The sequence below is a fragment of the Pseudomonas sp. P5_B3 genome, assembly GCF_056400405.1.
The window spans coordinates 1-24,036 of the sequence record NZ_JBFULI010000074.1; the positions used below are offsets into that span (position 1 = coordinate 1).

At 51.5% G+C, this 24,036-nt stretch carries 20 protein-coding genes; 12 read left to right on the forward strand and 8 right to left on the reverse strand.

Translation table 11 applies throughout. The features are described from left to right. Nucleotides 1-147 precede the first annotated feature (147 nt). The 6 genes from AC1DRN_RS27565 (at nucleotide 148) to AC1DRN_RS27590 (ending at nucleotide 6,114) form a co-directional block, all read left to right on the forward strand. Entirely contained in the window at nucleotides 148-1,266 is a 1,119-nt protein-coding gene (locus tag AC1DRN_RS27565; protein WP_457265840.1) for a quaternary amine ABC transporter ATP-binding protein, read from the forward strand. Next, entirely contained in the window at nucleotides 1,263-2,111 is an 849-nt protein-coding gene (locus AC1DRN_RS27570; protein ID WP_457265841.1) for an ABC transporter permease, read from the forward strand. Before AC1DRN_RS27565 ends, AC1DRN_RS27570 begins: the two co-directional genes overlap by 4 nt. Further along, nucleotides 2,108-2,956, forward strand: a complete 849-nt coding sequence (locus AC1DRN_RS27575) for an ABC transporter permease (RefSeq protein WP_457265842.1) — start codon at nucleotides 2,108-2,110, stop codon at nucleotides 2,954-2,956. Before AC1DRN_RS27570 ends, AC1DRN_RS27575 begins: the two co-directional genes overlap by 4 nt. Before the next feature lie 12 nt (nucleotides 2,957-2,968). Continuing rightward, a complete protein-coding gene (locus AC1DRN_RS27580; protein WP_457265843.1) occupies nucleotides 2,969-3,967 on the forward strand; it encodes a 4-hydroxyproline epimerase in 999 nt (332 codons plus the stop codon). Nucleotides 3,968-4,069: 102 nt separating this feature from the next. Next, nucleotides 4,070-5,083, forward strand: a complete 1,014-nt coding sequence (locus AC1DRN_RS27585) for a GlxA family transcriptional regulator (RefSeq protein ID WP_223457911.1) — start codon at nucleotides 4,070-4,072, stop codon at nucleotides 5,081-5,083. Between the two features lie 101 nt (nucleotides 5,084-5,184). Further along, the gene (locus tag AC1DRN_RS27590) at nucleotides 5,185-6,114 is read left to right on the forward strand and encodes a DMT family transporter (protein WP_223457913.1); all 930 of its coding nucleotides are present in this window, start codon (nucleotides 5,185-5,187) and stop codon (nucleotides 6,112-6,114) included. Between the two features lie 237 nt (nucleotides 6,115-6,351). Here AC1DRN_RS27590 and fdhA read toward each other — a convergent pair whose 3' ends face one another. Then, the gene (gene fdhA / locus AC1DRN_RS27595; RefSeq protein ID WP_150782973.1) at nucleotides 6,352-7,551 is read right to left on the reverse strand and encodes a formaldehyde dehydrogenase, glutathione-independent; all 1,200 of its coding nucleotides are present in this window, start codon (nucleotides 7,549-7,551) and stop codon (nucleotides 6,352-6,354) included. Between the two features lie 381 nt (nucleotides 7,552-7,932). Here fdhA and AC1DRN_RS27600 point away from each other — a divergent pair, with 381 nt between their 5' ends. Both AC1DRN_RS27600 and AC1DRN_RS27605 read left to right on the forward strand, forming a co-directional pair. Continuing rightward, the gene (locus AC1DRN_RS27600; protein ID WP_477786856.1) at nucleotides 7,933-8,640 is read left to right on the forward strand and encodes a TetR/AcrR family transcriptional regulator; all 708 of its coding nucleotides are present in this window, start codon (nucleotides 7,933-7,935) and stop codon (nucleotides 8,638-8,640) included. Further along, nucleotides 8,630-9,406, forward strand: a complete 777-nt coding sequence (locus AC1DRN_RS27605) for a pyrroline-5-carboxylate reductase family protein (RefSeq protein WP_457265845.1) — start codon at nucleotides 8,630-8,632, stop codon at nucleotides 9,404-9,406. Before AC1DRN_RS27600 ends, AC1DRN_RS27605 begins: the two co-directional genes overlap by 11 nt. A 62-nt stretch (nucleotides 9,407-9,468) precedes the next feature. On the opposite strand, the gene AC1DRN_RS27610 is transcribed toward AC1DRN_RS27605, so the two are convergent. After that, nucleotides 9,469-11,505, reverse strand: coding sequence for an NADH:flavin oxidoreductase (locus AC1DRN_RS27610; RefSeq protein WP_150714494.1), 2,037 nt, complete (start codon nucleotides 11,503-11,505; stop codon nucleotides 9,469-9,471). A gap of 192 nt (nucleotides 11,506-11,697) precedes the next feature. Between AC1DRN_RS27610 and AC1DRN_RS27615 the strand changes: the two genes are divergently transcribed. The 3 genes from AC1DRN_RS27615 to AC1DRN_RS27625 all read left to right on the forward strand — a co-directional run bounded on the left by AC1DRN_RS27615 (nucleotide 11,698) and on the right by AC1DRN_RS27625 (nucleotide 14,667). After that, nucleotides 11,698-12,678 carry an isopenicillin N synthase family dioxygenase gene (locus AC1DRN_RS27615; RefSeq protein ID WP_457265846.1) on the forward strand — a complete coding sequence of 327 codons (981 nt, stop codon included), beginning with the start codon at nucleotides 11,698-11,700 and terminating at the stop codon, nucleotides 12,676-12,678. Nucleotides 12,679-12,703: 25 nt separating this feature from the next. After that, the gene (locus AC1DRN_RS27620) at nucleotides 12,704-13,615 is read left to right on the forward strand and encodes a 2-hydroxyacid dehydrogenase (RefSeq protein ID WP_457265847.1); all 912 of its coding nucleotides are present in this window, start codon (nucleotides 12,704-12,706) and stop codon (nucleotides 13,613-13,615) included. A 407-nt stretch (nucleotides 13,616-14,022) separates the two neighbouring features. Continuing rightward, nucleotides 14,023-14,667: a cytochrome b gene (locus AC1DRN_RS27625; RefSeq protein WP_457265848.1), complete on the forward strand. Its 645-nt coding sequence runs from the start codon at nucleotides 14,023-14,025 to the stop codon at nucleotides 14,665-14,667. Between the two features lie 128 nt (nucleotides 14,668-14,795). On the opposite strand, the gene AC1DRN_RS27630 is transcribed toward AC1DRN_RS27625, so the two are convergent. Both AC1DRN_RS27630 and AC1DRN_RS27635 read right to left on the reverse strand, forming a co-directional pair. After that, nucleotides 14,796-15,683, reverse strand: a complete 888-nt coding sequence (locus AC1DRN_RS27630) for an isocitrate lyase/PEP mutase family protein (protein WP_457265849.1) — start codon at nucleotides 15,681-15,683, stop codon at nucleotides 14,796-14,798. A 17-nt stretch (nucleotides 15,684-15,700) separates the two neighbouring features. After that, nucleotides 15,701-16,501, reverse strand: coding sequence for a sulfite exporter TauE/SafE family protein (locus AC1DRN_RS27635; RefSeq protein ID WP_477786857.1), 801 nt, complete (start codon nucleotides 16,499-16,501; stop codon nucleotides 15,701-15,703). Nucleotides 16,502-16,575: 74 nt separating this feature from the next. Between AC1DRN_RS27635 and AC1DRN_RS27640 the strand changes: the two genes are divergently transcribed. Beyond that, complete coding sequence (locus AC1DRN_RS27640; protein WP_223457929.1) at nucleotides 16,576-17,466, forward strand: LysR family transcriptional regulator; 891 nt, start codon at nucleotides 16,576-16,578, stop codon at nucleotides 17,464-17,466. Nucleotides 17,467-18,758: 1,292 nt separating this feature from the next. Here the strand turns inward: AC1DRN_RS27640 and AC1DRN_RS27645 are convergent. The 4 genes from AC1DRN_RS27645 to AC1DRN_RS27660 all read right to left on the reverse strand — a co-directional run bounded on the left by AC1DRN_RS27645 (nucleotide 18,759) and on the right by AC1DRN_RS27660 (nucleotide 23,855). Continuing rightward, nucleotides 18,759-19,337, reverse strand: a complete 579-nt coding sequence (locus AC1DRN_RS27645; protein ID WP_457265850.1) for a hypothetical protein — start codon at nucleotides 19,335-19,337, stop codon at nucleotides 18,759-18,761. 944 nt (nucleotides 19,338-20,281) lie between these two features. Continuing rightward, complete coding sequence (locus AC1DRN_RS27650) at nucleotides 20,282-21,118, reverse strand: hypothetical protein (RefSeq protein WP_457265851.1); 837 nt, start codon at nucleotides 21,116-21,118, stop codon at nucleotides 20,282-20,284. 6 nt (nucleotides 21,119-21,124) lie between these two features. Beyond that, the gene (locus AC1DRN_RS27655; protein WP_458238540.1) at nucleotides 21,125-21,934 is read right to left on the reverse strand and encodes a TniB family NTP-binding protein; all 810 of its coding nucleotides are present in this window, start codon (nucleotides 21,932-21,934) and stop codon (nucleotides 21,125-21,127) included. Nucleotides 21,935-22,007: 73 nt separating this feature from the next. Further along, nucleotides 22,008-23,855, reverse strand: a complete 1,848-nt coding sequence (locus tag AC1DRN_RS27660) for a transposase (RefSeq protein ID WP_477786858.1) — start codon at nucleotides 23,853-23,855, stop codon at nucleotides 22,008-22,010. Nucleotides 23,856-24,036 lie beyond the last annotated feature (181 nt).

Sequence of the window (24,036 nt, forward strand, 5' to 3'; positions counted from 1 at the left end):
GAGGCTATCAAGGGCTGGATAGATAGCCATACAGATCTTGTAAATCGTTGGGGGAATATCAAGAACTATTGAGTTTGGTTTGTTTGCCACTGCCGCCCTTTGATTAATTAGAGAAGCCAGCAAACAACTGGTTCGATGGATTGCGAAATGACGATGGCCACAATTAATACTGACGAAGTGCTGGTAGATTGCCAGTCGGTTTGGAAAATCTTTGGTAAAAATGCACCGGCAGCCATGGACGCGGTTGTCCAGCAGGGTCTTTCAAAGACCCAGATCCTGCAAAACCATGGCTGTGTGGTCGGAGTTTCCGATGTCAGCCTCCAGGTTCGCCGGGGGGAAATCTTTTGCATCATGGGTTTGTCCGGCAGTGGCAAATCCACCCTTATACGGTTGTTGAACAAGCTGATCACCCCGAGCTCGGGGAAGGTGCTGGTCAAAGGCAAGGACGTTTCATCCTTGTCGCCGGCACAACTGCGAGAGGTGAGGGCGCGTCACATCGGTATGGTCTTTCAAAGCGTTGCCTTGTTGCCTAACCGTACGGTTCTTGAGAACACCGCGTTTGGCCTGGAAGTGCAGGGTGTGGGCAAGGCTGAACGTTACAAAGTGGCCGAGCAGGCGCTGGCGAAGGTTGGATTGAGCGAGTGGACTTCACGCTATCCGAGCGAGCTGTCCGGCGGCATGCAACAACGGGTCGGACTGGCGCGTGCACTCACCGCCGACCCGGAAATAATCTTGATGGATGAGCCGTTCAGCGCGCTTGATCCGCTGATTCGCCGACAGTTGCAGGATGAGTTCCGCCAGCTGACCAAGGAGCTGGGCAAGTCCGCGGTGTTTATTACCCACGACCTGGACGAGGCCATCCGCATCGGTGACCGTATTGCGATCATGAAGGATGGCGCCATCATTCAGGTTGGCACCGCCGAGGAAATCGTGCTCAACCCGGCTGACGACTACGTGGCGGAATTCGTCGCCGGCATTTCCCGATTGCATCTGGTCAAGGCTCACTCGGTCATGACGTCTGTCCAGGCCTACAAGGCTGCACAGCCGACTTGCGATATTTCCAGGCTCACCCAAACCTCGCTTGACGCCGATATCGATGAACTCATCAGCTTGACGATGAAGTCCAGGCGCGACGCGCTTGCCGTCGTCGATCACGGAACAGTGGTCGGGATCATTACGCCTCGTGATCTGCTGCGTGGCGTTCAAGGTATTCCCAACGAATTGGCGCCAGTACCAACCGCCGGTGCGATGGAGGCGTCCGCATGAGCACGCCGGATTTTTCCAGTCAGTTTGATACCGCCATTGATACAGGACTGGAATGGCTTTCGGACAATGGCGAGTTCGTGTTCGATGCCGTCAATGCGGTGCTGAAGGGCATTTATGAAGGCGTGCTGTGGTGTATCGCCTATCCACCGCACTACGTTGTAGCGATTGTCATGGCGTTGATTGGCTGGCGTCTGGCTGGCGTTCGCTTTGCAATTCTTGCAGGTTTGGCCTTGTTGTTTTGCGACGTCATCGGCTTGTGGCCAGAGACAGTCAGCACGCTTGCCCTGGTGCTCACTGCGACTGTCCTGGCACTGGTTGTCGCCATTCCGCTGGGGGTCATTGCCGGTCTGGCGCCGGCCTTTGATCGCGTGGTTGATCCTTGTCTGGATTTGATCCAGACGATGCCGCCCTACATCTACCTGCTGCCGGCCATTGCACTGCTCGGCTACGGCCCTGCCACGGCGCTGTTGGCGACTTTTATCGTCGCGCTTCCCCCTGCGCTACGACTGACCTCCCTGGGTATTCGCATGACACCCAAGGAGTTCATCGAGTTGGGAGATGCCAGCGGCGTGACTGGAATGAAGATGTTTTTCAAGATCCGCTTACCGTTCGCCATGCCCAGCATCATGGCCGGTATCAACCAAAGCCTGATGATGGCGTTCGGTATGGTCGTCATCGCCGGCATTGTGGGTTCGGGTGGTTTGGGCGAGGCGATTTACGGTTCCATCCGTACGTTGGATATCGCCAAGTCGATCAACGCGGCCATCGCTATCGTTATCCTGACCATGATCCTGGATCGTCTGGCGCAGAGTGCTGCACAGGCGCGGGTGAGGGCTTCCCAATGACAACGCACATTCAATTTTCTCCAGGCGATTACCTGGCTCCCGCCGTTGACTGGCTGAACACTAATTTACATGGATTGTTCAAAGGGATAAGTCAGGTCATTGAGGCGGTACTCGGTGCAGTGGAGGGGGCGCTGCTTGCTCCCCATCCGTACTTGTTCATCGGTATTGTCGTCGTTGCGGCCTTCTTTTTTGCCAATAAACGAGTCGCTGTTTTCGCTGCGCTGATGTTGGTTTTCTGTTTGTTCGCTGGCCTTTGGGGCGCGTCCATCCAGACGATTGCGCTCGTCAGCGTGTCGGTCCTGATCTCTGTTGCCATTGCCTTCCCGCTGGGGGTTCTGGCCGCCCGGGTGAAGCGTATAGATGAAGCGTTGCTGCCGATTCTGAACATCATGCAAACGGTGCCGCCCTGGGTATACCTGATCCCCGCAGTGATGCTGTTCAGCTTGGGACGGGTGCCCGCAATCATCGCAACGATTGTTTACGGCATCCCGCCGATGCTCAGATTGACGACCCTGGCCTTCAAGCAACTGCCCAAGGATCTCCTTGAGTTGGGCCAGGCATCCGGTGCTTCACCTAAAGACATTCTGTTCAAAATTGAACTGCCGACTGCTGCACCCACACTGTTGGTAGGCCTGAACCAATGCATCCTCATGTCGCTGGCGATGGTGGTGCTGGCAGGCTTGGTGGGGGCGGGCGGCCTGGGGGCTGAAGTTACCCGTGGCCTCTCCAGGATGGAGATGGGATCAGGCCTTCGAGCGGGCCTGGCCATTGTCGCTATTGCGCTGCTGTTGGATCGACTGTCACGGGGCGCGTTGCAGCGTCACTCCCCCAGCAAACTCCTTTGAAAGGGCATCAGTATGAGGCGCAGCTTTTTTTGCATTGATTCGCACGCGTGCGGCAACCCGGTTCGGGTTGTAGCGGGCGGAGCACCGCTGATGCCCTCCGTATCGATGGCGGAGCGACGCGATATTTTCGTGCGTGACCACGACTGGGTACGCACCGCATTGATGTTCGAGCCTCGGGGACACGACATCATGTCTGGCGTCATTATTTATCCATCGGTACGTGACGACTGCGACTTCGGTGCGTTGTTTATCGAAGTCAGTGGCTGCCTGCCGATGTGTGGAGCGGGCACCATCGGATTATCGACCGTGGTCATTGAAGAGGGCTTGGTGACACCTCGCGAGCCGGGAAAACTGGCGATTGAAACACCGGCGGGACGGGTCGATGCCGAATACACCCTGGGCGGCGAATTTGTTGAGTCGATTCGCTTGTTCAACGTAGCCAGCTACCTGCACAGCGCCGATGTGGTGGTGCAAGTACCTGGTATTGGTACGTTTACGGTGGACATCGCCTACGGCGGGAATTTCTATGCGGTGGTCGAACTACAGGAGTGCTGGACTGGATTCGAAGGGCAGACGACGGCTGACATCGTGGGGTTGAGCCAGAAGTTGCGCGCAGCGCTCTCTGCCATTTGTGACCCTGTGCATCCAGAGAACAGCAGAATCAGTGGTGTTCATCACATCATCTGGTGTGACAATCCACAGAGCAGAACCGTGCATGGCCGCTGTGCAGTGTTCTACGGTGATAAAGCTATTGATCGTTCTCCCGGCGGTACCGGTACCTCAGCTCGGATGGCTCAGCTTTTCGCAAAGGGGCAACTGAACGTCGGCGACGTTTATCGACTCGAAAGTCTGATCGGTACAATCTACGAAGGAAAAGTGGAGGCGTCGGTAAAGGTCGGAACCTTCGACGGCATGAATCCAAGTATCAGCGGCTGGGCTGAGGTGACAGGTCACAACACTATTTTTGTCGATGACAAAGACCCTCTGGCCCACGGGTTCCAGCTCGCATAAACAGTACGGTCACGGCGCCAGCGGTTGATTCTTCGCAAGCGCGGATTCAACCGTGGTTTGCACAAAGGCTGCATTCGTTAGAGTAAATAAGCGAGGCGTAAAGTGATCGAACGACGAGATTTCAGCGGGTGTATGAAAGGTAAAAACCTGCGCTATCTGGAAGAGAGTCGGAGCGAGCCGACGGCTCATGCCCGGGCAGGATTTTTACTGCTCGAACACTTCTCGTTGCCTGCATTTACGCAAGCGCTCGATACGATTGTCACCGCCAACCTTTTGCGTCCTGCGTTGTTCTCTTCACGAACCTTCGGGTTGCAGGACGGAGAGGTTACCAGCGACCTTGGCCTGATCATTCGACCGGATGCGCGTTTGGACGTGGCAGCACTCAAAGACCTGAATTTGCTGGTCATATGCGGCGGCTATCGCACTGAACTCAAAGTCAATCACGAGCTGATCAGCATCCTTAAAACGGCATCGGAACTGGGTATTACCCTGGCCGGGCTGTGGAATGGGGCGTGGTTTTTGGGCGTGTCAGGTTTGCTTGAGGGGTATCGTTGTGCGATTCATCCCGAACATCGACCTGCGCTCGCAGAAATTTCAAAAGTAACGCATGTCACCAGTGAAGCATTTGTCATGGATCGAGACCGGCTCACGGCTTCGAGTCCGGCGGGTGCTTATCATATGGCTCTCGAGTGGATCAAAGGGCTGCATGGCAAGGCGCTTGTCGAGGGCATCGAAGACATTCTGTCTTTCGAAGAGTCACGGTATCGGCGTATCAAACCGACACAAAACATCTCGTTGAGCGCCCCCCTCAAAGAGGTGGTCAAACTGATGGACGCCAACCTGGAAGAACCGTTGCAAATGGACCAACTGGCGGTCTATGCCGGACGTTCCCGTCGACAAATAGAGCGCTTGTTCAAAGAGCAACTGGGTACCACGCCGCAACGGTATTACCTGGAATTGCGCATTACCGAAGCACGGCGATTACTTCAGCACACAGAGCTGTCTCAGGTTGATGTGCTGGTCGCATGCGGCTTTGTTTCACCGAGCCATTTCAGCAAATGCTACAGCTCGTATTTTGGTTACCGGCCTTCGAAAGAAACACGGCTGGTGAAATAAAGAATGCCTGATCAATCCTCAGTGAGTGCTGGTCTTTAACCGCGACTGCGGGCTGCTGTAACGCTCCAAACCGGAGTCGCTGAAATTTTAAGGAGGAGGGCATGACCGAAGTGCGATTGAAGAGCGGTCAAACAGAAAACACGGCGTACTTGACTACGCCCACYGTCGCCGCTGGTCCTGGGGTCACAAGGCCCCAACTCGGGATTTTCCTATGCCTGCTTTCGATGCTTATCTTCGCGAGCCAGGACGGAATAACCAAGGTGCTGGTCAAAGACATCCCGGTTGCCCAGTTGGTCATGGTGCGTTATTGGGTGTTTGTCGTATTTGCCTTCGGATATGCCGCCTACCAAGGTAGGGTCAAGGAACAGTTTCGGAGCAAGCACCCTTGGCTCCAAATCATTCGAGCGCTGTTAGCCGTGGGTGAAATAGTACTGTTCGGAGTCGGGCTGCGCTATTTAGGCCTGGCTGAAATGCACGCTCTCTATGCGGTATTCCCTCTGATGACTCTGGCATTGGCAGGGGGGCTGCTAGGAGAGCTTGTCGGGCTACGACGCTGGATCGCGGCTGCCATAGGGTTCACCGGGACACTGATTATCCTGCGACCAGGCGCGGGCGTCTTTGAACTGGCAGCGCTGATTCCCCTGCTGTCTGCTTTGGGGTTTGCAGTATTCAATGTACTGACGCGCCGAATTAGCCAGCACGATTCCTTTGCGACGAACATGCTTTTTATGGCAAGTGTGGGTGCCCTGACGATCACATTTGTGGGGCTGCCCGCATGGGTTTCTCCAACTCCGGTCCAGGGCCTCTTGATGGGGATCCTGTCATTGACGGGAGTAGTCGCTCAGATTCTCCTCATTCAAGCACTGAAATACGCGACCGCTTCTACCCTGCAGCCTTTCAACTATGCGCTTCTGGTGTTCGCCACGTTGATTGGGGTGATCGTTTTTGCCGAGCGCCCTGATGCCTGGGTGGTTGTCGGCGCAGCGCTGGTGATTATCGGTGGGCTGTATGCGATTAAAGCGAAGGCGTGAACGTACCTGAGTGTATGAAGTAATCAATGTGTGGTGGGTTTCCTGGATGATCCATAAAAAAGGGCAGCTCAAAAACCTGTGGGAGCGAGCTTGCTCGCGATGGCGGATTGTCGGGCAAAGCAAGTGTTGACTGTGCCACCGTCATCGCGAACAGGTTCGCTCCCACAAGGATTGCGGCGTTCAACGCCTTGACTGATCGGCATTAAGCTCAAAGCTGCCCTTTTCCCAACCAACTCCTTAGGCGGCGCTAAACAGCTTGTGCGGATCCATGACGAATTTTTTCGGCACCCCGGCATCGAACTCGTGGTAACCGCGCGGCGCGTCGTCCAGGCTGATCACCTGTACGCCGACGACCTCGGCAATGTTGATCCGGTCCCACATGATCGCCTGCATCAGCTGACGGTTGTACTTCATCGTCGGGGTCTGGCCGGTGTGGAAGCTGTGGGACTTGGCCCAGCCGAGGCCGAAACGGATGTTCAGGCTGCCATGCTTGGCGGCTTTGTTGACCGCGCCCGGGTCTTCGGTGACATACAGACCGGGGATACCGATATTGCCGGCGACCCGCACCACGCCCATCAGCGCGTTGAGCACGTCGGCCGGGGCCTCGTGCTGCGCGCCGTCATGGCCGTGGCCACGGGCTTCGAAGCCGACCGCATCGACCGCACAATCGACTTCCGGCTCACCGAGCAGGTCGGCGATTTGCTCGTGCAACGGAGTGTCCTGGGTCAGGTCGGCGATCTCGAAGCCCTGGGCCTTGGCATGCGCCAGACGCAGCGGATTCACGTCGCCGACGATCACCACCGCCGCACCCAGCAAACGGGCGGAGGCGGCAGCAGCCAGGCCGACGGGACCGGCACCGGCGATATACACCGTGCTGCCAGGGCCGACACCGGCGGTCACCGCGCCGTGGTAGCCGGTCGGCAGGATATCGGAGAGGCAGGTCAGGTCGCGGATTTTCTCCATGGCCTTGTCGCGGTCGGGCAGCTTCAGCAGGTTGAAGTCGGCATAAGGCACCAGCACGTATTCGGCCTGGCCGCCAACCCAGTCGCCCATGTCAACATAGCCATAGGCACCGCCGGGGCGCGCCGGGTTGACCGTCAGGCAGACGCCGGTGTGCTGTTCCTTGCAACTGCGACAACGGCCGCAGGCGACGTTGAACGGCACCGAGACCAGGTCACCGATCTGCACGTTTTCCACATCACGGCCTTTCTCGATCACCTCACCAGTAATCTCATGGCCAAGCACCAGCCCGACCTGGGCCGTGGTCCGGCCACGCACCATATGCTGGTCGGAGCCGCAGATATTGGTCGAAACCACGCGCAGGATCACGCCATGGTCAATGCGCTTGCCGCGTGGGTCTTCCATTTTCGGATAGGGGATGGTCTGCACCTCGACCTTGCCTGCGCCGAGATACACGACACCACGATTACCAGACATGTTTTCACCTCGCTTTTGTTGTTGTGAGAACACGGCCCTTGTACTGCGAAGGGGCGCGCGGCCTTACAGTGCGGCGGTATATGTCTTGCGTTTGCGTGTGAGTGCAGAATTGGTTGGAAGTCGCCTTCCAACCACGTGTTATTAGCAGTCATCGTATCGATCCTACGCCTGGTATCAACACCCGGCGAGAGCATTTAGCACCCACTCACCACCTGTTTCCAGGCATGCTCCGAATAATCGCCCAGCGTCGGTTCCGATGCTTACTGGAGGTATGCATCTCTACGAATGTCTCGAAAATGTACGCCCATGTACATGCCGTGTACGTGACAGATCGTGGGGTGTACAGTGGGGAAGAATTTTCAGATTAAAGGTGCAACCCGGATGTCACAGACAGGAAGGGCGAAAACCAAAGCGCAAGACGCAGGCTGGCGAGRCTCCGTCGATGTCTGGCTGGACGCCGCCTACGAAGCTCTTAAAGAGTCGGGGGTGGATGCTGTGCGGGTGATGCCGCTGGCCAAACGCTTGAATTTATCTCGTACCAGCTTCTATTGGTTCTATGAAGATCGGGAACAGCTGCTCGCGGCACTTCTGGCTCGATGGCGGGACAAGAACACCGGCGGTATGGTCAGCCAATGCGAGAGTTACGCAGAAAGTATTTCCGAAGCGATTCTCAACGTCTTCGAATGCTGGGTGAACCCTGAACTGTTCGACTCGCAGTTCGAATTTGCCGTGCGCAGTTGGGCGCTGCAATCGGACGAGGTCAAAGCTGAAATCGCTTTAGCCGACGAGGCGCGGATGAATGCCCTGGCCGCGATGTTCCGACGGTTTGGCTACGACGCCGAGGGGGCCGATGTTCGGGCCAGGACCATCTACCTCACGCAGATCGGCTACATCTCCATGAAAACCAATGAAGATATTGTCGTTCGATTTCGACGGATTCCTCAGTACGTGAGCGTGTTCACCGGCAAAGTACCGAAGCGGCGCGAGCTGGACCGCTTTTATGGAAAATTTGGCTACGCGGAAAAAGAACCCGGCGTTTTCGTACCCTTGGCAGAAACATTCGAGGAGTCCCCTGCCGATGGAGAATAGAACTCTGGGCATCATTGGGGGCACCGGCTGGCTCGGGCGTGCAATTGCCGAGGCGCTCCTTGATAGCGGTTTCATCAAGCCTGACCATTTGTTGATCTCGAACCGCTCAGGCGTCAGTACCTTCGAGCCAGCCGTGGAACTGTTGGCCGACAACCAGCAGTTGGTGGACCTCAGCGATATTGTCGTGCTGTCCATCCGACCGGAGCAGTTTCGTGAACTGCAGATCAACGCCCGCGGCAAGCTGGTGATTTCCTTGATGGCCGGAGTTCCGGCGGCAGCCATCAGCGCGGCCACCGGTGCGGATGTAGTGGTGCGGGCCATGCCGAATGCGGCCGTGGAAATCAGGCTGTCGTTTACGCCCTGGTACTGTGCCGGAAACCTTGTTGAACGCGACCGCAAGTGGGTGCAGCGACTGTTCGAGTGCGTAGGTTCGGCGGACGAAGTGCCTGATGAAGACTGCATTGATTACCTAAGTGCGTTGTCGGGGACCGGGCCGGCTTTCCCGGCAATGTTGCAAATGGCACTGATCAATCAGGCGGTGGCTGCGGGAATTCCCCTTGCCATTGCGCAGCGCGCTGCACAAGGCGTGGTGGTGGGGGGCGGCCAGATGCTTGCCAGTCGCGATCCGCAGCAAATGATTGAGTCGTTGATGGCTTACCGTGGCGTGACGGCAGCAGCGCTGCAGTCGATGGTCGATCAAAACATCGAGTCCATTGTCGGGCGGGCAGTGAAGGCAGGCGCTGAGGTTGCGCGGCGGGGAATGTAGCCAGGGCAGGGGATATACAGTGAAGGCCCGCTGAAGGGCCTTCACTGCATGTAGATCAGGATTCAGATTTCTTTCACCAGGCGTAAAGCGTCGTAGATGGCCGCGTGGGTGTTGCGAGCAGACACGGCGTCGCCGATCCGGAACAGCTGGAAGCGTCCTTCGGGATTGGTGACGATGTTCTGTGCCGTGCCAGCGATCAGGTCATGCTGCTCTACCGCGCCGCCATTGGTGGAGAGAGGACGCAGGTCGAAGTACAAGTCGTCCAGGGGAAGGGTGCCGTGGTTGACGACCACCTGATCGACCACGCGCTGCTTGTGAACCTGTCCGTAATCGCTGCCAAAGGTTGCAACGAGCCCGCCATCACGTTTTTCCACTGTATCGACCCGGTAGGTCACGGTGAAGGTGACGTCCAGGTCCTGCAGGCTGCGCATGTAGGGCACCAGGTTCATGGCCATGACTTCAGGTGCAAACGAGCGGTCAGGGGTGACGATTTCGACTCTCGCACCGCTTTGCGCGATGACCTCGGCAGCCTGCAGGGCAGCATGATCCCCCGCATCGTCGAAGATCAGTACGTTGCGACCGGGCTTGATGTCGCCGGAAATGATGTCCCAGGTTGAAACCACCAGTTCGTTGCCTTCGCGGAGCACCTCGGTATCCGGCAGGCCGCCGGTCGCAACGATAACCACGTCTGGCTCGAAGGCTTGCACAGTGTCGGCTTCGGCCCAGGTATTGAAGTGAAACTTCACCCCCAGCCGTTCGCATTGCGCCATTCGCCAATCTATGATGCTGATCATCTCGCGACGACGCTCGCTCAGCGCAGTCAGACGAATCTGCCCACCGGGTTGGTCAGCCGCTTCAAGCACCGTCACGTCATGGCCGCGCTCACCGGCGACCCGCGCCGCTTCCAGCCCGGCAGGGCCGGTACCGACCACCAGCACCTTGCGCTTGACGGCGGCTTTGGGAATGTCATGCGGCATGGTGGTTTCCCGCCCCGTCGCTGCGTTGTGGATGCAGTAGGCCGCGCCACCCTGGTAGATGCGATCCAGGCAATAGTTGGCGCCCACGCACGGGCGAATGTCTTCTTCGCGCTTCTCGATGATTTTGCGCACGATGTGCGGATCGGTCATGTGCGCGCGGGTCATGCCCACCATGTCCACTTTGCCCGAGGCGATCGCGTAGCGCGCGGTGGCGACATCGGGAATCTTCGCAGCGTGGAAGGTTGGAAAGCCTGTCGACGAGCGGATCTCGCCAGCGAAGTCGAGATGGGGCGAGTTGCGCATACCTTGAATCGGGATGACATCGGTCAGCCCTGCATCCGTATCGATGTGACCGCGCACGACGTTCAGGAAGTCGACCAGTCCGCTGTCCTTGAGCATGTGAGAAACCTGCATGCCCTCACTGGCAGTGAAGCCGCCGGGTAATTCTTCATCACCGGTGTAACGAACTCCCAGCAGAAAATCTTCACCTACCCGCTGGCGGATGCCACGCAGGATGTCGAAGGTAAAGCGCATGCGGTTTTCCAGCGAGCCACCGTAAGGGCCGTCGAGGTCATTGGTCAACGGCGACCAGAACTGATCCATCAAATGCCCGTAGGCCTGAAGCTCCAGACCATCGAGACCCGCCGCCTTCATGCGCTCCGCGGCGTCTACATAGTCCTTGATGATCCGCTCGATGTCCCATTCCTCCATTTTCTTCGGGAAAGAGCGGTGCGATGCCTCGCGGCGGTGTGACGGCGACACCACCGGCAACCAATCGGCCTTGTCCCAGCGGGTACGGCGGCCCAGGTGGGTCAATTGGATCATCACTGCCGCGCCATGTTCGTGGCATTCATCGGTCAGGTCCTTCAACCATCCGACCACTTCGTCCTTGTAGGCCAGCACATTGTTGAACACCGGCGGGCTGTCTCGGGATACGGCAGCGGAACCGGCGGTCATGGTCAGGGCGACACCGGCTTTGGCGCGCTCCACGTGGTAGGCGCGATAGAGATCCTTGGGCATGCCGTCCACAGGGTAGGCCGGTTCATGGGAGGTGGTCATGATCCGGTTTCTGAGGGTCAGATTCTTGATTTTATAGGGTTGCAGCAAGGGATCGCTGGACATCGTGGTGCGCTCCAAAGTGGGCTTGATCAGTCTCGGTGACTTGAAATTAGGATAAATGTACACCTGTGTCAATGTCTGATGACACAGGTGTACATTTTGCTTGCGTGCCAAAAAAACCAGGATTAACATCCGCCCAAACAAGGACGAATGTGGCTCGTCCGCGTCCGTCATCCATTTAGAAAGGAGAGAAGCGTGACTGAGTTATTTGATATTCGTTTGGCCAGCAAACAAACTGCCTTCACTGAAATACCGGTCATAGATATTTCGCCACTCATAAACGGCGAAAATCCGCTGCGGGTGGCAAGCCAGATAGGCGAAGCGTGCGAAAAGGTGGGTTTTTTTTATATAAAAAACCATGGCGTTTCGCAGCAACTGATAGACGAGATGTACAGGCTCACCAAACTTTTTTTCAAGCTTCCATCCGAAGAGAAGAACACACTTAACATCGTGAACTCCGGGCTTACGCTACGTGGTTACATCCCGATGTATGCGGAAAACGTAGATCCTGCTAATACGCGCGACTTCAAAGAGTGCTTTGATTACGGCGCCCATTACGACGAAGTTTCTCCGTTTTTTGGCCCTAATCAAATGCCGTCCGGACTGCCGCAATTCGAAACGGTTGCCGAGGCTTATCATTCCTCTGTATTGGCGCTCTCGCGAATGCTTATTGGCGGGATCGCGCTGAGTTTGGGTTTACCACAAGATTACTTTGAACATCTTCAGCGTAAGCCCATCACGATTCAGCGGATTTTGCGTTACCCGCCCCAGATCGGAAGGGTTTCCCAAGAGGAGATCGGTATTGGGGCACACACGGACTATGGTTTCTTGACGGTCCTATCCCAAGATGCAGTTGGCGGTTTGCAAGTCAGGAACCGTGCAGGGGAGTGGGTTACTGCCCCACCAGTTGAAGGCACTTTTATCGTCAACATTGGTGATCTGGTTCAAACCCTCACCAACGATCGCTACACCTCGACAATGCATCGCGTCATAAATACTAGCGGTCTAGAGCGCTATTCAATACCTTTCTTTATTGATTTGGATTTCGATGCGGTTGTTGAGCCCGTGCCAACCTGCGTGAGTGAGGCTCTACCCGCAAAGTATGAAGCGTACACTTGTGGCAAACACAAATTTAAGCGTTTCGTTGATAGCTATGCGCATCTGAAAGGCGAATAGGGAGTTTTCAATGTGCATCCTATACATGGCCGACCCCGCCGATGCGCAGAAATGGCGAGCTTGCCTGTCAACGCTCGCCCCTCAACTAGAGTTCCGCCAATGGCCTGATATCGGTAACCCGGCAGAGGTGCACTACATCCTGGCTTGGGAGCCTCTTGCCGACATTGCGGAGCAGTTTGGTAATCTTCGACTCCTCTACGCTGCCGGGGCCGGAGTTGACCAGTTCGATCTGGCCCGTTTGCCTGCTCACGTGTCGCTAATCAGGCTGGTAGAAAGCTCGATGGCTGACATCATGGCCGAGTATGTTCTGTTTGGTGTTCTTGCCTTGCATCGAGACATCCTCGCTTACCAAGAGGATCAGCGCAGTGGTCGCTGGCATCCTCGACCAATCGTGCACGCTTCACAGCGGCGTGTTGGTGTCATGGGGGTTGGCAATCTCGGACGTGCCGCGCTTGATCGCCTTCAGCCATTGGGATTTCAGCTCAGTGGCTGGAATCGTTCTTTGAAGGAGGTGCCAGGTGGTCGCTGTTACGTCGGCCCGGACGAACTGGAGGCGTTTTTAGGGCAGTGCGACATCCTTGTGAACATGTTGCCACTGACTCCCGAAACAGACGGGATACTCAATGCGGCGAAGCTCGATTGTCTACCTCATGGAGCTGGACTGATTAACGTGGGACGCGGCGCCCACGTTATAGAAAAGGCTTTGCTTTGTGCATTGGATGAAGGCCGTCTGGGAGGTGCCGTACTGGATGTACTGGTACAAGAGCCTCCCTCTCAAGACAACCCACTCTGGAAACACCCTCGAGTGCTCCTGACTCCTCATATTGCAAGCGATGTGCAGATTGAAGGTGGTGTGGCGGTGATTGTTGAGAATCTGCGAAGAGAGGGTGAGGGAATGCCTCTGTTGAATGTGGTTGACCGGTCTAAAGGCTATTAGATTTTCCGCCTGCGACAGCACCATGCTGATAGCGGCCTGACTGGCGCAGGCCAAATCTGCCAACGTTTGTTCTAAAGGAAATTTTGAGCGTCGTGATCAATGGCGCCTTTTCCTGCGGCGAGGGTAGGGGAGAGAGTTGCAGGTGTTGGCGATAACGCACGAGATAGCGCTCAATATATTCATCCCGGACACTGATCTGACCAGTCTCTTTGCGCACCCGATATGCGTTTGTAGGAAAACCCGGAGAGGTGACAACTGATACCGGAGGATACAGTTATCCAGTTCGGGCCTTGAATCAACCAGAATACAATGGCCACCCCACTGTCGCGATGCATTCGCGGTCATCGGGTGTCGTCCTCAATCACAACCGACGCTCCCATGACCAACTGTACCCAATGTTTCTCCCGTTGACTGCGCCTATCGGCCCCAAACAGATGCCTTTGATCACAGGAAAATACAAAAAAAGTCGAGTATTTCAATACAAGGAAACGATAAATATGCGAAATACAGCTGAAATAACTGACACGGAGCACCGCTATGACACGATCAGTCGCGGTTTGCACTGGGCGATGACTGCAGCTTTTGCCTGGATATATTGCTCAGCCGGCGCGCACTATCTTTTTGCTGAGTCTGCGTTTGAAAAGTTTATGTGGCCGACTCACAAGCCGGTCGGTCTGTTACTGATGATACTGCTTCTGCTGCGTGCAGGTTGGAGCCTATTGAACAGACACGCCCGTCCACCGAGCTTGAACATTGGCGCTCGTTTGGGGCATCTGCTGCTCTACGGCTTCATGTTCTTGATTCCCTTCCTGGGGCTTCTCCGTCAATACGGATCAGGCCGGGCGTTCTCGGCGTTTGGCCTAACGGTGATGGATGGATTTAACGGGGAGAAGATTCAATGGATGATTGACTTGGGAAGCAACTTCCACAGTTTGCTGGGTTGGACAATGTTGATCTTGATCACGGGGCACGTCGGTGCCGTTATCCTGCACTGTGCCAAAGGACATCCAGAGGTTTTGCGACGTATGGCTGGAAGTGGTGGTAAAGCCTGATAGGCACGGCGACAGTGGACCACCATCCAGGGCACCCGCAGGGCTGAGGAGATGCTGATTCAGCTGGCAGCTTGACCGGTCATGATGTCATTCCTTGTTTTTAGCGCATGTTGCTTACAAAGCTGTTTTTACAAGTCGTCCAGTGCCAGATACTTTTCAGTTTGAATTATCAGCTCGCGCTCCGAAAAACTCGTTAATTCAGCCGACATTGCATGGCTATCCCCTGAGCGTTTGAGTTCAACCAGGGTTTTTTTCATAGCATGGATGGCTGCCCGTTGCAGATCCGATGGCACGATGACAAGTTGATAACCAAGTTCTGCAAGTGTTTGTAGAGAAACGAGTGGGGTTTTTCCGCCATAGAACATGTTCATGAGTTTTGGCCCAGGAATCCGTTGGGCAATAATCTGAATTTGCTCCAGCGTCTCCGGCGCTTCTACAAAAATCATGTCGGCACCCGCATCAACGTAACGTTGTGCTCTAACAAGCGCTGCTTCGAAACCTTCAATTGCTATCGCGTCAGTGCGAGCGATAACTAGGCAATTAGTGTCATGCAAGCTAGCACGCGCCACTTTTATCTTCTGGCACATCTCTTCGGTATCAATAAGCGACTTGTTATCCAAGTGCCCGCATCGCTTAGGGAATGTTTGATCTTCCAGATGGAAGCCGGCTACACCGATGCGTTCCAGTGCCCTCACGGTGCGTTGCACGTTGGCAGTACCACCAAATCCAGTGTCAGCGTCTGCGATAACGGGAATATCGCTGGCTTCTACAATTTTCTCAATCCGCTCGATAACTTCAGTAAAGCTCAGTAAGCCGATATCTGGATACCCAGCAGATCTAGCGATAGCGCCACCACTTGCATACACAGCGTCAAAACCAGCCAGGCTGACTAGTCTTGACGACAGGCCGTCATAGGCACCAGGAGCCATAATGGTTTTTCCTGAACTCAATAGATCACGTAGAGCTTGAGAGCTTTTCAATTGTAAACCTCGCTTTAAATAGTTAATTCCAGGCAAGCGCGCCTGATGTATTTTTAATTGCCGCCAAGATAGGCTCGATACATGAGAGTAATGCCGCTAGCCAATATGATGATATTTATTAGCTTCGTGAACGTATTGCGAGACATTTTAAATGAGATGTGATCACCAGCCCAAAGGCCTAACATTAAAGCTGGCAATAAGTAGATCGCAGTCACAACTAACGCAAGGTCGGCGTATGCTCCCGCTATGGTGAGCATGGAAATGCGTACGAGCGTGCTAATTCCTATCAATGTACTTTGAGTGGAACTTGCTTTCTCTTTGGTGTTTATCCTGCCGTTCAAATATATTGCGTACAGGAAGCCACCGCTACCAAAAAGGGCGCCAAACAGGCCGCCGCCCATACCCAAGGGCATTGCCCAAGCCGCAGATATGTAACTAGTTCGTACAGGCTTTGTAAGCATATACAACGCGTACAAGGTTACGAAACACCCCATCGCGAGMATTAAAACGTCAGATTTAGTTTTTAGGAGCACCGCTATGCCAGCCATGCTACCAATGGCCATGAATGGCAGCAGCCTAGCGAGTTCAATGCGCACCACATGCTGATGAGAACGCGCCAGTTTTCCAAATGCAGCCACGCAGTCAAGGAGCACCAGTAAAGGGATCACTTGCGACAGAGGCATGTAATTCACTAACACAGGCCCCGCTACCAGTGCCGTTCCAAAACCTGCAATAGAAAAAATTATGTATGCCAAGCTGATGGTAACGAACATTACTACCAAGGTCGTATTGTCGAAAGGGGCGTGGAGAAAAGCATCTGGCATTGTCGGCATTTCCGTTACATGTTGTTTCATTACCCTACCCAACATGGCAAAAAACCACTAATATGGAAATGACATCTTACTGATCACATTTTGGCATAGCTGTTATGATATCAATGAAGCAGTTGCGATATTTTGTAGAAATCGCGGAACATGGAAGCTTCAGTGTCGCAGCGCAAAGATTGTTTATTGCTCAATCAGCGCTAAGTCGACAAGTGAAGGAGCTAGAAAGTAACCTTGGTACGCTTTTGTTCGAGCGCACCGCAAGACAGCCCCATCTAACACATGCTGGGTTAGCCTTCTTACCTAGGGCCAAATCAATTTTAACTGACGTCGATAGCGCAGCTCGACTGGCTATTTCGGTAGGCAACGGTCAAAGTGGTACTATTCGACTTGGTCATGCCAGCACTGTTCCGCTTATAGGAAATTTAAAAGATGTGCTCGGGCTTTATCTTGAGGGCATGTCCGATGTTCATATTGAAGTGTCGGAGGAGTCTTCAGAAACACAGCTGATTAATTTAGTTGACAATCGCATTGATGCTGGATTGTTTCGATTGCCGGTTTTGCATCAATTAAATGACATTAAGCTTCTTACCCTGTTTCGTGAGAAAGTTGTCGTCGCAGTTGGGCCTAGCCACCATCTGGCATCAAGAAAATCCATATCACTTACCGAGTTGCGAGACGAGTCATTCGTCTCGATAGCACATCCAAAACGCGGTGGGCTTAGTTATCTTTCATTTGAGCTTTGCGCTCGTGCAGGATTTGCGCCGAAGTCAGCGCAGGTTTATTCGTTAAAAAGTACGCAATCATTGCTTATCCAAGCAGGATTCGGCATAGCTCTACTTCCCGTTTCGATGGTTGATGCTTCTTCCTTGCATGCCATTGATATCACAGATGAGGGTTGTGAAAGTGAGGTCGTTCTTGCCCATCACGAACGCGATTCCACTCTGGTCGCGGCTTTCGTTGAGCACTTTCGAGATGCATTTTCCGTCGTTTGAAGTTCAGCGTTATAGCACGGTAGAGAGTCGAAAATAATCGATGTCTATCCCTCGGTGATAGGTACCGTGCCAAACCAAACCAAACCAAACCAAACCAAACCAAGCCAGCGACTCTACCGTTTGCTTAAGTCTTTTCGGTCGATTGTCATATAAACCTGCATGCCATTTCCTGGCATTGAAATGTGGCAAGCCTCCGAGAAGGGAAGGGCACGCAGCAAATCTAGCATCGCGCTCAAGCTGTCTTGCATCATAGTCGCCCCATGACACCCAAGCCGCGTCTTTGAGTTTCGTATGCCTCGCAATGGCCATGTACATGACCACACAGATAGCCGCCACCTTTCACACGGCTTCCACTCGCTAAAAGGTAAGGCAGGATCACTAACAAATCGTGGGCAAGCCTTAGAGCCGATCCAGGTTTCCGGGGGATCAAGGCGGAAATGGATATATTCGATAAATTGCCGGTCAGTCCACCTGAGAAGCGAAATGCCTTTCAGGAAACTCCAGTTCATCATCAATTCCAGGCTATGGGTCGCTACGTTGAAATCCGTCCGACCTAAGCGCCACGAAGGCGCTATCGATCGGAGATACCATGCGCAGAGTTCAGCATTAATGAACGGTTTGCATGCCGGGTCAATGGTTCTCAGATAGTCACGGGCGTAGCGGTTTTCGGGGAAAGCATCACTGTAGGGATTCCAGTGCTGGTATGGTGGAAAAATTGGGTTCCTCGGATTTCGGAGAATTACTTCCGGGTACTTTGTGACCGTCCGCCAATAACCGGAATCCCTTAACTCATTGATTAATTAGCGTTTCCGATTATCTTTTAGCAGTTTACCGGAAAATCAACAGAATATTCAGGCGTTTTTCCGAGTATTAAGTATGCATACCGCGCCAACCATTAAGCCACTATTGAATAGAAAAGCGACACAGCATATTTCCCCACCCCCATGTGAAGAGGTGGATCAGGCACACACAAAAGCGCCATCAGTGACCTCCAAAAAATGCACGACGTCCGGATCTTGTTACTCACCKAGAGCTTCAAAAAACTACTGGGAAAAAGGTGGTTGGATTCTGTCGACGTGTGGGACGCGGATTTGGGCGATATATGTGCGAGAGATGCTGAGCTGGATAGAGATTGTGTCGCAGGGTTATTCGCCCAACATCTATCGCGTCGGTGGAAGGATCAATTGACTAGATAGCGTCAGAAATAGGCCAATGAAGAGATTAAAATCTAACGTTCGTATTGAACGGATAGAACTGCCTCAAGAAGCCAAGTTGATAGCCGATGTTTGTTGCTAGACTTTAACATCGGAATCTATCAATGGCTGATTCGACATGGTTGTAGGGGCATCGTCGCTCCTGCAAATACTGAATAAGGGTTCCTCAGCTTTTGTTGAGATTGAGAGGTTATATTGTTTGATTTGATTTTGAACCAATCTCATCGCTTGATTGGGTGAGAATTTCCAAGGGCTTAGCAACGGGCTAAGGTATTCGGGTGGGATATCTAATAATGCATCTAGGAAGTAATCCGAACCAATTGATAAATTTATTTTCAACGCACTGTACTTTTTATGATCTATCACCATTTGTTTTGGTTGGTAAGGATCCCAAGGAGAGCACCTGAAAAAATGGCTGTAGCCGATAGGATTTTCCATCCATGTGTCAAGGACTTTTAGGTTTTCACGAATATGAATTTTTAGCAAATTGGTTGATTGCCTGTTGGGCCTGCTGTTAAGCAGGCTATAAGCAATTACGGTTTTTTTTATGGTTGCGTAGAGAATATACACTTCTGCACATGGAATGCCGAAGTTATCTGTAATGACAAGGCCGAGATTTAAATACTGAAGATCTATCTTATAAAAATTCTCAGCCATTTTTGAATCCATCGATAAAGTTTAGATACTGGCTAGCGGGGATAAATGGTATTAGGTCTATCAGGCGACGTAAAATGCCAGGGCGCTCTAAGTCGACAAAAACATTACTGTGCTTACCTATGTCGTATGCGGACCATCCATATAACAATCCAAACTCATTCGAAATAAATGTTAATATTTGCAAATCACGCTCTGAATAAAATCCGATAATGCACCCTGTTAATATTAGCGCGCACATCCGTTCGAACGCCGAGCATGAAAATGGACCTATCATCATTAATGCGCGACCTCCAAAATATTTAAATGCACCGCGCTGGGGTGATGATCGCGAAAGAGTTCTGCAAGCGAGCCCTCTCGGTTCTCCAGCGCAAAGAAATAATTCGATCAAAAGTTTTAGTGCCTTTTGAGTCTTATGATCAGTAAACGTTGTTGAGATTTCCAGGTTATTTATAAATTTCTGAAACTTAAGCGCAAGCAAAACAACTATTTGAAGATTTGGCTCATCTAGCCTGCACTTGTGAGTTTGAGTAAGGCCGCGGGATAAAACATGGATGTGATAGCGGTCTCCATATGGTAGCTCGTTTAACAAGCACTTATGGATGTCACAAATAGGGTTGGCGAGATATCTCCATCTTTTTTTGTAAACAAGACATTGTTGATCGGCCAAAGAATCGATCAAGCACGCCTTGCATGCAAACTGAGTGACAGAATATGGAATTATCCATTCAGAATGAGAGCGGAAGTGATTCCAAACTTTTTCGGGGCTAGCATTAATTACGTTATGTACAGTTGTGGAGGTTAAAATTTCTTTGGAAAAGTCAGGGTCCAGGCTCGGGTAGCACTTAAGCTTGGATCTAATAAGGGCCTGTATGCTCTCGACAGAGATGCAGCGGTGCGAAAGCTTTATTTCGCATCTGTTAATCCATGATGTGAAAGACTCGTCATTAACTGGATTCAATACTGAATAAATATGCATTGTTCTGAAGTGTAGCCTTTAAGGGTGGAAATTCATTCGATAATGGAACCTGGGTTGGGGCAGTAAGCAGTGCGTGTATGGCATGTTCCTTTAGAAGGTAAAACAGATTTCCAGTATTGCCTGAACATAGTTTGAAAATGATTTCAGCATGGGATCTGAGATCAATATTTATTGAATGCTTTTCAGTGAGAGTATTTTCAATGAGCCCCAGAAAAGATGAAAAACCTACGCCATTTTCCCATTCTGGTATGCAATGAATGGACGTCAGTATATCGTCAGTGCATGTTGCTCCATAAGCACGCTTCGTCGTGCCAATAATTATATTTATAGACATCAGTGTGCGCGCTAGGCTTAGGCAGGCGTTTATCAATTGCTGCTTTTTTACCCGCGTAATTACACCCTCTAGAAAGTCATTTAGGATGATGCAGTCAATTTTAGCGTGATGAATTAAATTTAATATGAAGTATGGGATTATTTGATTTTTCGTAGATTGCAGTTTCGCTCCTTGGTAAGTGAAGCCGTAATTATCAAGCAATGCTTCCCATGGATTATTTTCATCGCTGAAGGCGCGGGGACTAAGCACTATTGTATTGATCGACCTACGGAGAAGGATGTCTTGGCACATTTTTGTCGCAGTTGAGACTCCACAGCCAGATTCTCCGAGGATGATATGTAATGAGCCTCTTTCAGCGTTTATCGAAAGCATTGAATCTATCGCGGCCACAACATTTTTTACCTGAGGAGTTGGTAAATTGAACTCCTCGTAAATTCGATTAATTTCATTTACTAGATGAGATTGAGGCATTGAATTTTATCGCTTTTTATGGCGCAATAGAGAAACCCCATATTTCGCAGCTAAAAATGGAGCATTATCTATAATGGGGAGAGTGATCTTTTCTAACCCTAACGATATAGCTTCGGCAGCGCATACCTGAATGATTTTTACCACGTTGTCCATGACTCCATTCGCTTGCTTGAGTATTGCAGTAGCCAAATCTTGACTGTGCAAGAATGACGGGAGTTTTAATGGGAGAGTGCGTTCATACGCGGCAATAAACGCCCTAAAATCTTCATCCAATTTCCATTTTTCTAACGGCCATTGCAAGTAGCGCCTTTCTAACTGAGGGTCGAGACGGAGAGCTTCGCTGGCCTTGTCTACGCCAAAAGCAAAGACACAAAGATTGTATTGATCACCGGACAAATTTTTTAGCAATGAAAGATTAATTTTCTGTTGCATTGTCGATAAGGTTACAGCGTCATGAATTTCATCAATGACAATCCCCTTGACATTATTTCGCTCGACGGTGCGCGCAAATTCTTTGGAAGCATTATATCCGCTGTACTTTTTGGTTACCTCCATCCCGAATGCCTCCAATAGAAGCTCCCTTAGATTATAGTTATTCGGATTTTGCCTGAAGCTCATAAATACCAATTTTTCAGTTTGATTTTTATTTGATTCTTTTACGCGATTTATGATGCTTGTTTTTCCATAACCCCCGCTGCCCCATACCAACATACATGGTGCTTGAACCTTGTTTTCAGTCCGAAGCATAAACTGCATAGCATTCATTATTGCTTGGGCGTTGGGGTATTCAATGAATACATCTTGTAGGCATATCATGAGTCGCTCTTCTGTGGAAAGGTCTAATAAATGGCGTCTGGATTGACGTACGTGGCTTGTGTCTGTTGGTTGATTAGTCATTTTGGTCGAATAGTTGGGGAATTAATGAGAAGTTTACTTCCGGTTCCGAAGCGACTGAATCGTCGCAATGGCTAATATGGACATTCCACACGGCGTTAGGAATTCCATGCTTGCTTCTGTCTCTGTGATGTATAACTCCCTCTTGGTGTGCTTTTGCCAATTTGGCACTGCGTGTGTCGCGCTGGCTATTTTTTACCAATGCGTTATTGGTCCGAATCTGCCTGAGTGCGTCGTCGTCAGTTACTGTGCCGGCTGGTACCTGCTTATTGAACTCACGGTCGCAGCGGTAGTCTTCGTAACTTGAAAACTCACTAACTAAAGACACTTGTGGTACACGCACATACACCCCTTCGATATTGACCCATATTACGGTCAAATCATACGGATCGAACTTTACGATTACCTTGCCTCTTCCTTGGACTCGATTTAATTTCGGCGTGTAATATCGCCTAGTATTGAGTGTTATTCCATTGTTTCTCACGGGTTTTATTTTTTCTGGTAAGAAATCTAGATACAGCGTTTGCGGATTTACGACCAATTCGGGCGTGGTGATTTGCTTTTCGCGAAACGCCTGTTCCCATGCATCTTTTGGGGATTTTTTTAACTGAGAGTGAACAGTGCCGTGATAGATAAGCACTTGTCCTGCGAACCAGGTGCAAAATTCTTTAAACGTTAAAGCAGAATGTTTTTCACTGTCATAGTCACCGCGCTGCTGTATGTTGGAGAAGGTAGTTCCTGGTAGAAAATGTACTGCAGAGGTCATGAAAGTCCCGATCAAACGTTCAATATGACCGCCCATATGCTTTTTGCCAATGATTCGCCACTCGGGATTTATTTTATATTTTCGCAATGTCGCTTCAAGTATCGGAGATCGAAATTCAGCTGCGTTATCCATCAATAATCTTTCGGGAAAGCCAAAATATGGATAATGATTTGATTCGCTAGCTAACTGAAAATAACCACTGCTTTTAGGGAGGATTGCCATTCCCATTGTTTGCTGAACAGAAATTAGTGAAGGGGCAAACATTGTCAGGTAATAACCTAGGATGACGCGCGTGTGCACGTCTATAATTACTGTGAGCCAAGGTCTTCCTATAACTTTCGTACGATCATGTTCTGCGCGAAGTATTAAATCTACTCGTGTGTGGTCCATTTGTGCTACTTGAAGAGGGCGGTCTGTAAAGACGATGCCGGGACGAGATTGATAAATCTGATTCGTCGCATCACTGCCATGTTTTTTTTGAAATATTTCTTTTTCATCTATGCTCTTTATTATTTTTTTTACAGTTGCAAGGCTTGGGCACATTAACCCAAGTGCATGGCATGCACTTTGTACTTGTCGCCATACATTTGCGTACGAAGCTGATCTTCCGTGATAGTGTTTGTCATAGCATTCTTTAATAACGTGTATAGTTTCAGTATCAGTTCGCATACTGCCTGGTTTAGGGCCGGGATTATTTTTTATTAGTGTGACAGGGCCTAAGTCTGGGCTGTATCTTTTAACGAGTTCATAGAATGCGCTTTTTTTAACGCCTAACAATGCCGCAGCGTCTTTTGCCGTATGTAATTTATTAATAAATAATTCAATAACGGATGATCTTTCGCCCGCTAGTATCATTTGCGAGGCGCTGCGCTCCGTTATATGAGTTACGTTACGTTTATTGTATTCAGCGCTGTCGCGAGACTGTGGGATAGGTTGGATATTCGCGAGATCGACTACTGATACAGTCCCAATACCATATTCAGTGACCGTCACATTACCCTGCGGTCCTACCTCCATTACTACTGCTAACTTACCATTGGCCACCACAAGGTGACCGCACTCAATTGCGATCCTCAAAAATTTCTCCCTTTAGGGCCTTTACCTTTCAAGTTGATGCTCGGCACTAAATGTGTACGGTACGGTCCGTATTCACCGCACTGTTGATACTGGCCCCGTCGGCAAAATACTAACGATCGACCGTGCATGATTCCTAGGGTCCAACAAAAAAATAACTCGCATGTCCGAACTCAATAAATAC

Coding starts and splice junctions, on each gene's coding strand:
- AC1DRN_RS27565 (WP_457265840.1), top strand. CDS start 148: ATGACGATGGCCACAATTAATACTGACGAAGTGCTGGTAGATTGCCAG.
- AC1DRN_RS27570 (WP_457265841.1), top strand. CDS start 1,263: ATGAGCACGCCGGATTTTTCCAGTCAGTTTGATACCGCCATTGATACA.
- AC1DRN_RS27575 (WP_457265842.1), top strand. CDS start 2,108: ATGACAACGCACATTCAATTTTCTCCAGGCGATTACCTGGCTCCCGCC.
- AC1DRN_RS27580 (WP_457265843.1), top strand. CDS start 2,969: ATGAGGCGCAGCTTTTTTTGCATTGATTCGCACGCGTGCGGCAACCCG.
- fdhA (WP_150782973.1), bottom strand. CDS start 7,551: ATGTCTGGTAATCGTGGTGTCGTGTATCTCGGCGCAGGCAAGGTCGAG.
- AC1DRN_RS27605 (WP_457265845.1), top strand. CDS start 8,630: ATGGAGAATAGAACTCTGGGCATCATTGGGGGCACCGGCTGGCTCGGG.
- AC1DRN_RS27610 (WP_150714494.1), bottom strand. CDS start 11,505: ATGTCCAGCGATCCCTTGCTGCAACCCTATAAAATCAAGAATCTGACC.
- AC1DRN_RS27620 (WP_457265847.1), top strand. CDS start 12,704: ATGGCCGACCCCGCCGATGCGCAGAAATGGCGAGCTTGCCTGTCAACG.
- AC1DRN_RS27640 (WP_223457929.1), top strand. CDS start 16,576: ATGATATCAATGAAGCAGTTGCGATATTTTGTAGAAATCGCGGAACAT.
- AC1DRN_RS27645 (WP_457265850.1), bottom strand. CDS start 19,337: ATGGCTGAGAATTTTTATAAGATAGATCTTCAGTATTTAAATCTCGGC.
- AC1DRN_RS27650 (WP_457265851.1), bottom strand. CDS start 21,118: ATGCCTCAATCTCATCTAGTAAATGAAATTAATCGAATTTACGAGGAG.
- AC1DRN_RS27655 (WP_458238540.1), bottom strand. CDS start 21,934: ATGATATGCCTACAAGATGTATTCATTGAATACCCCAACGCCCAAGCA.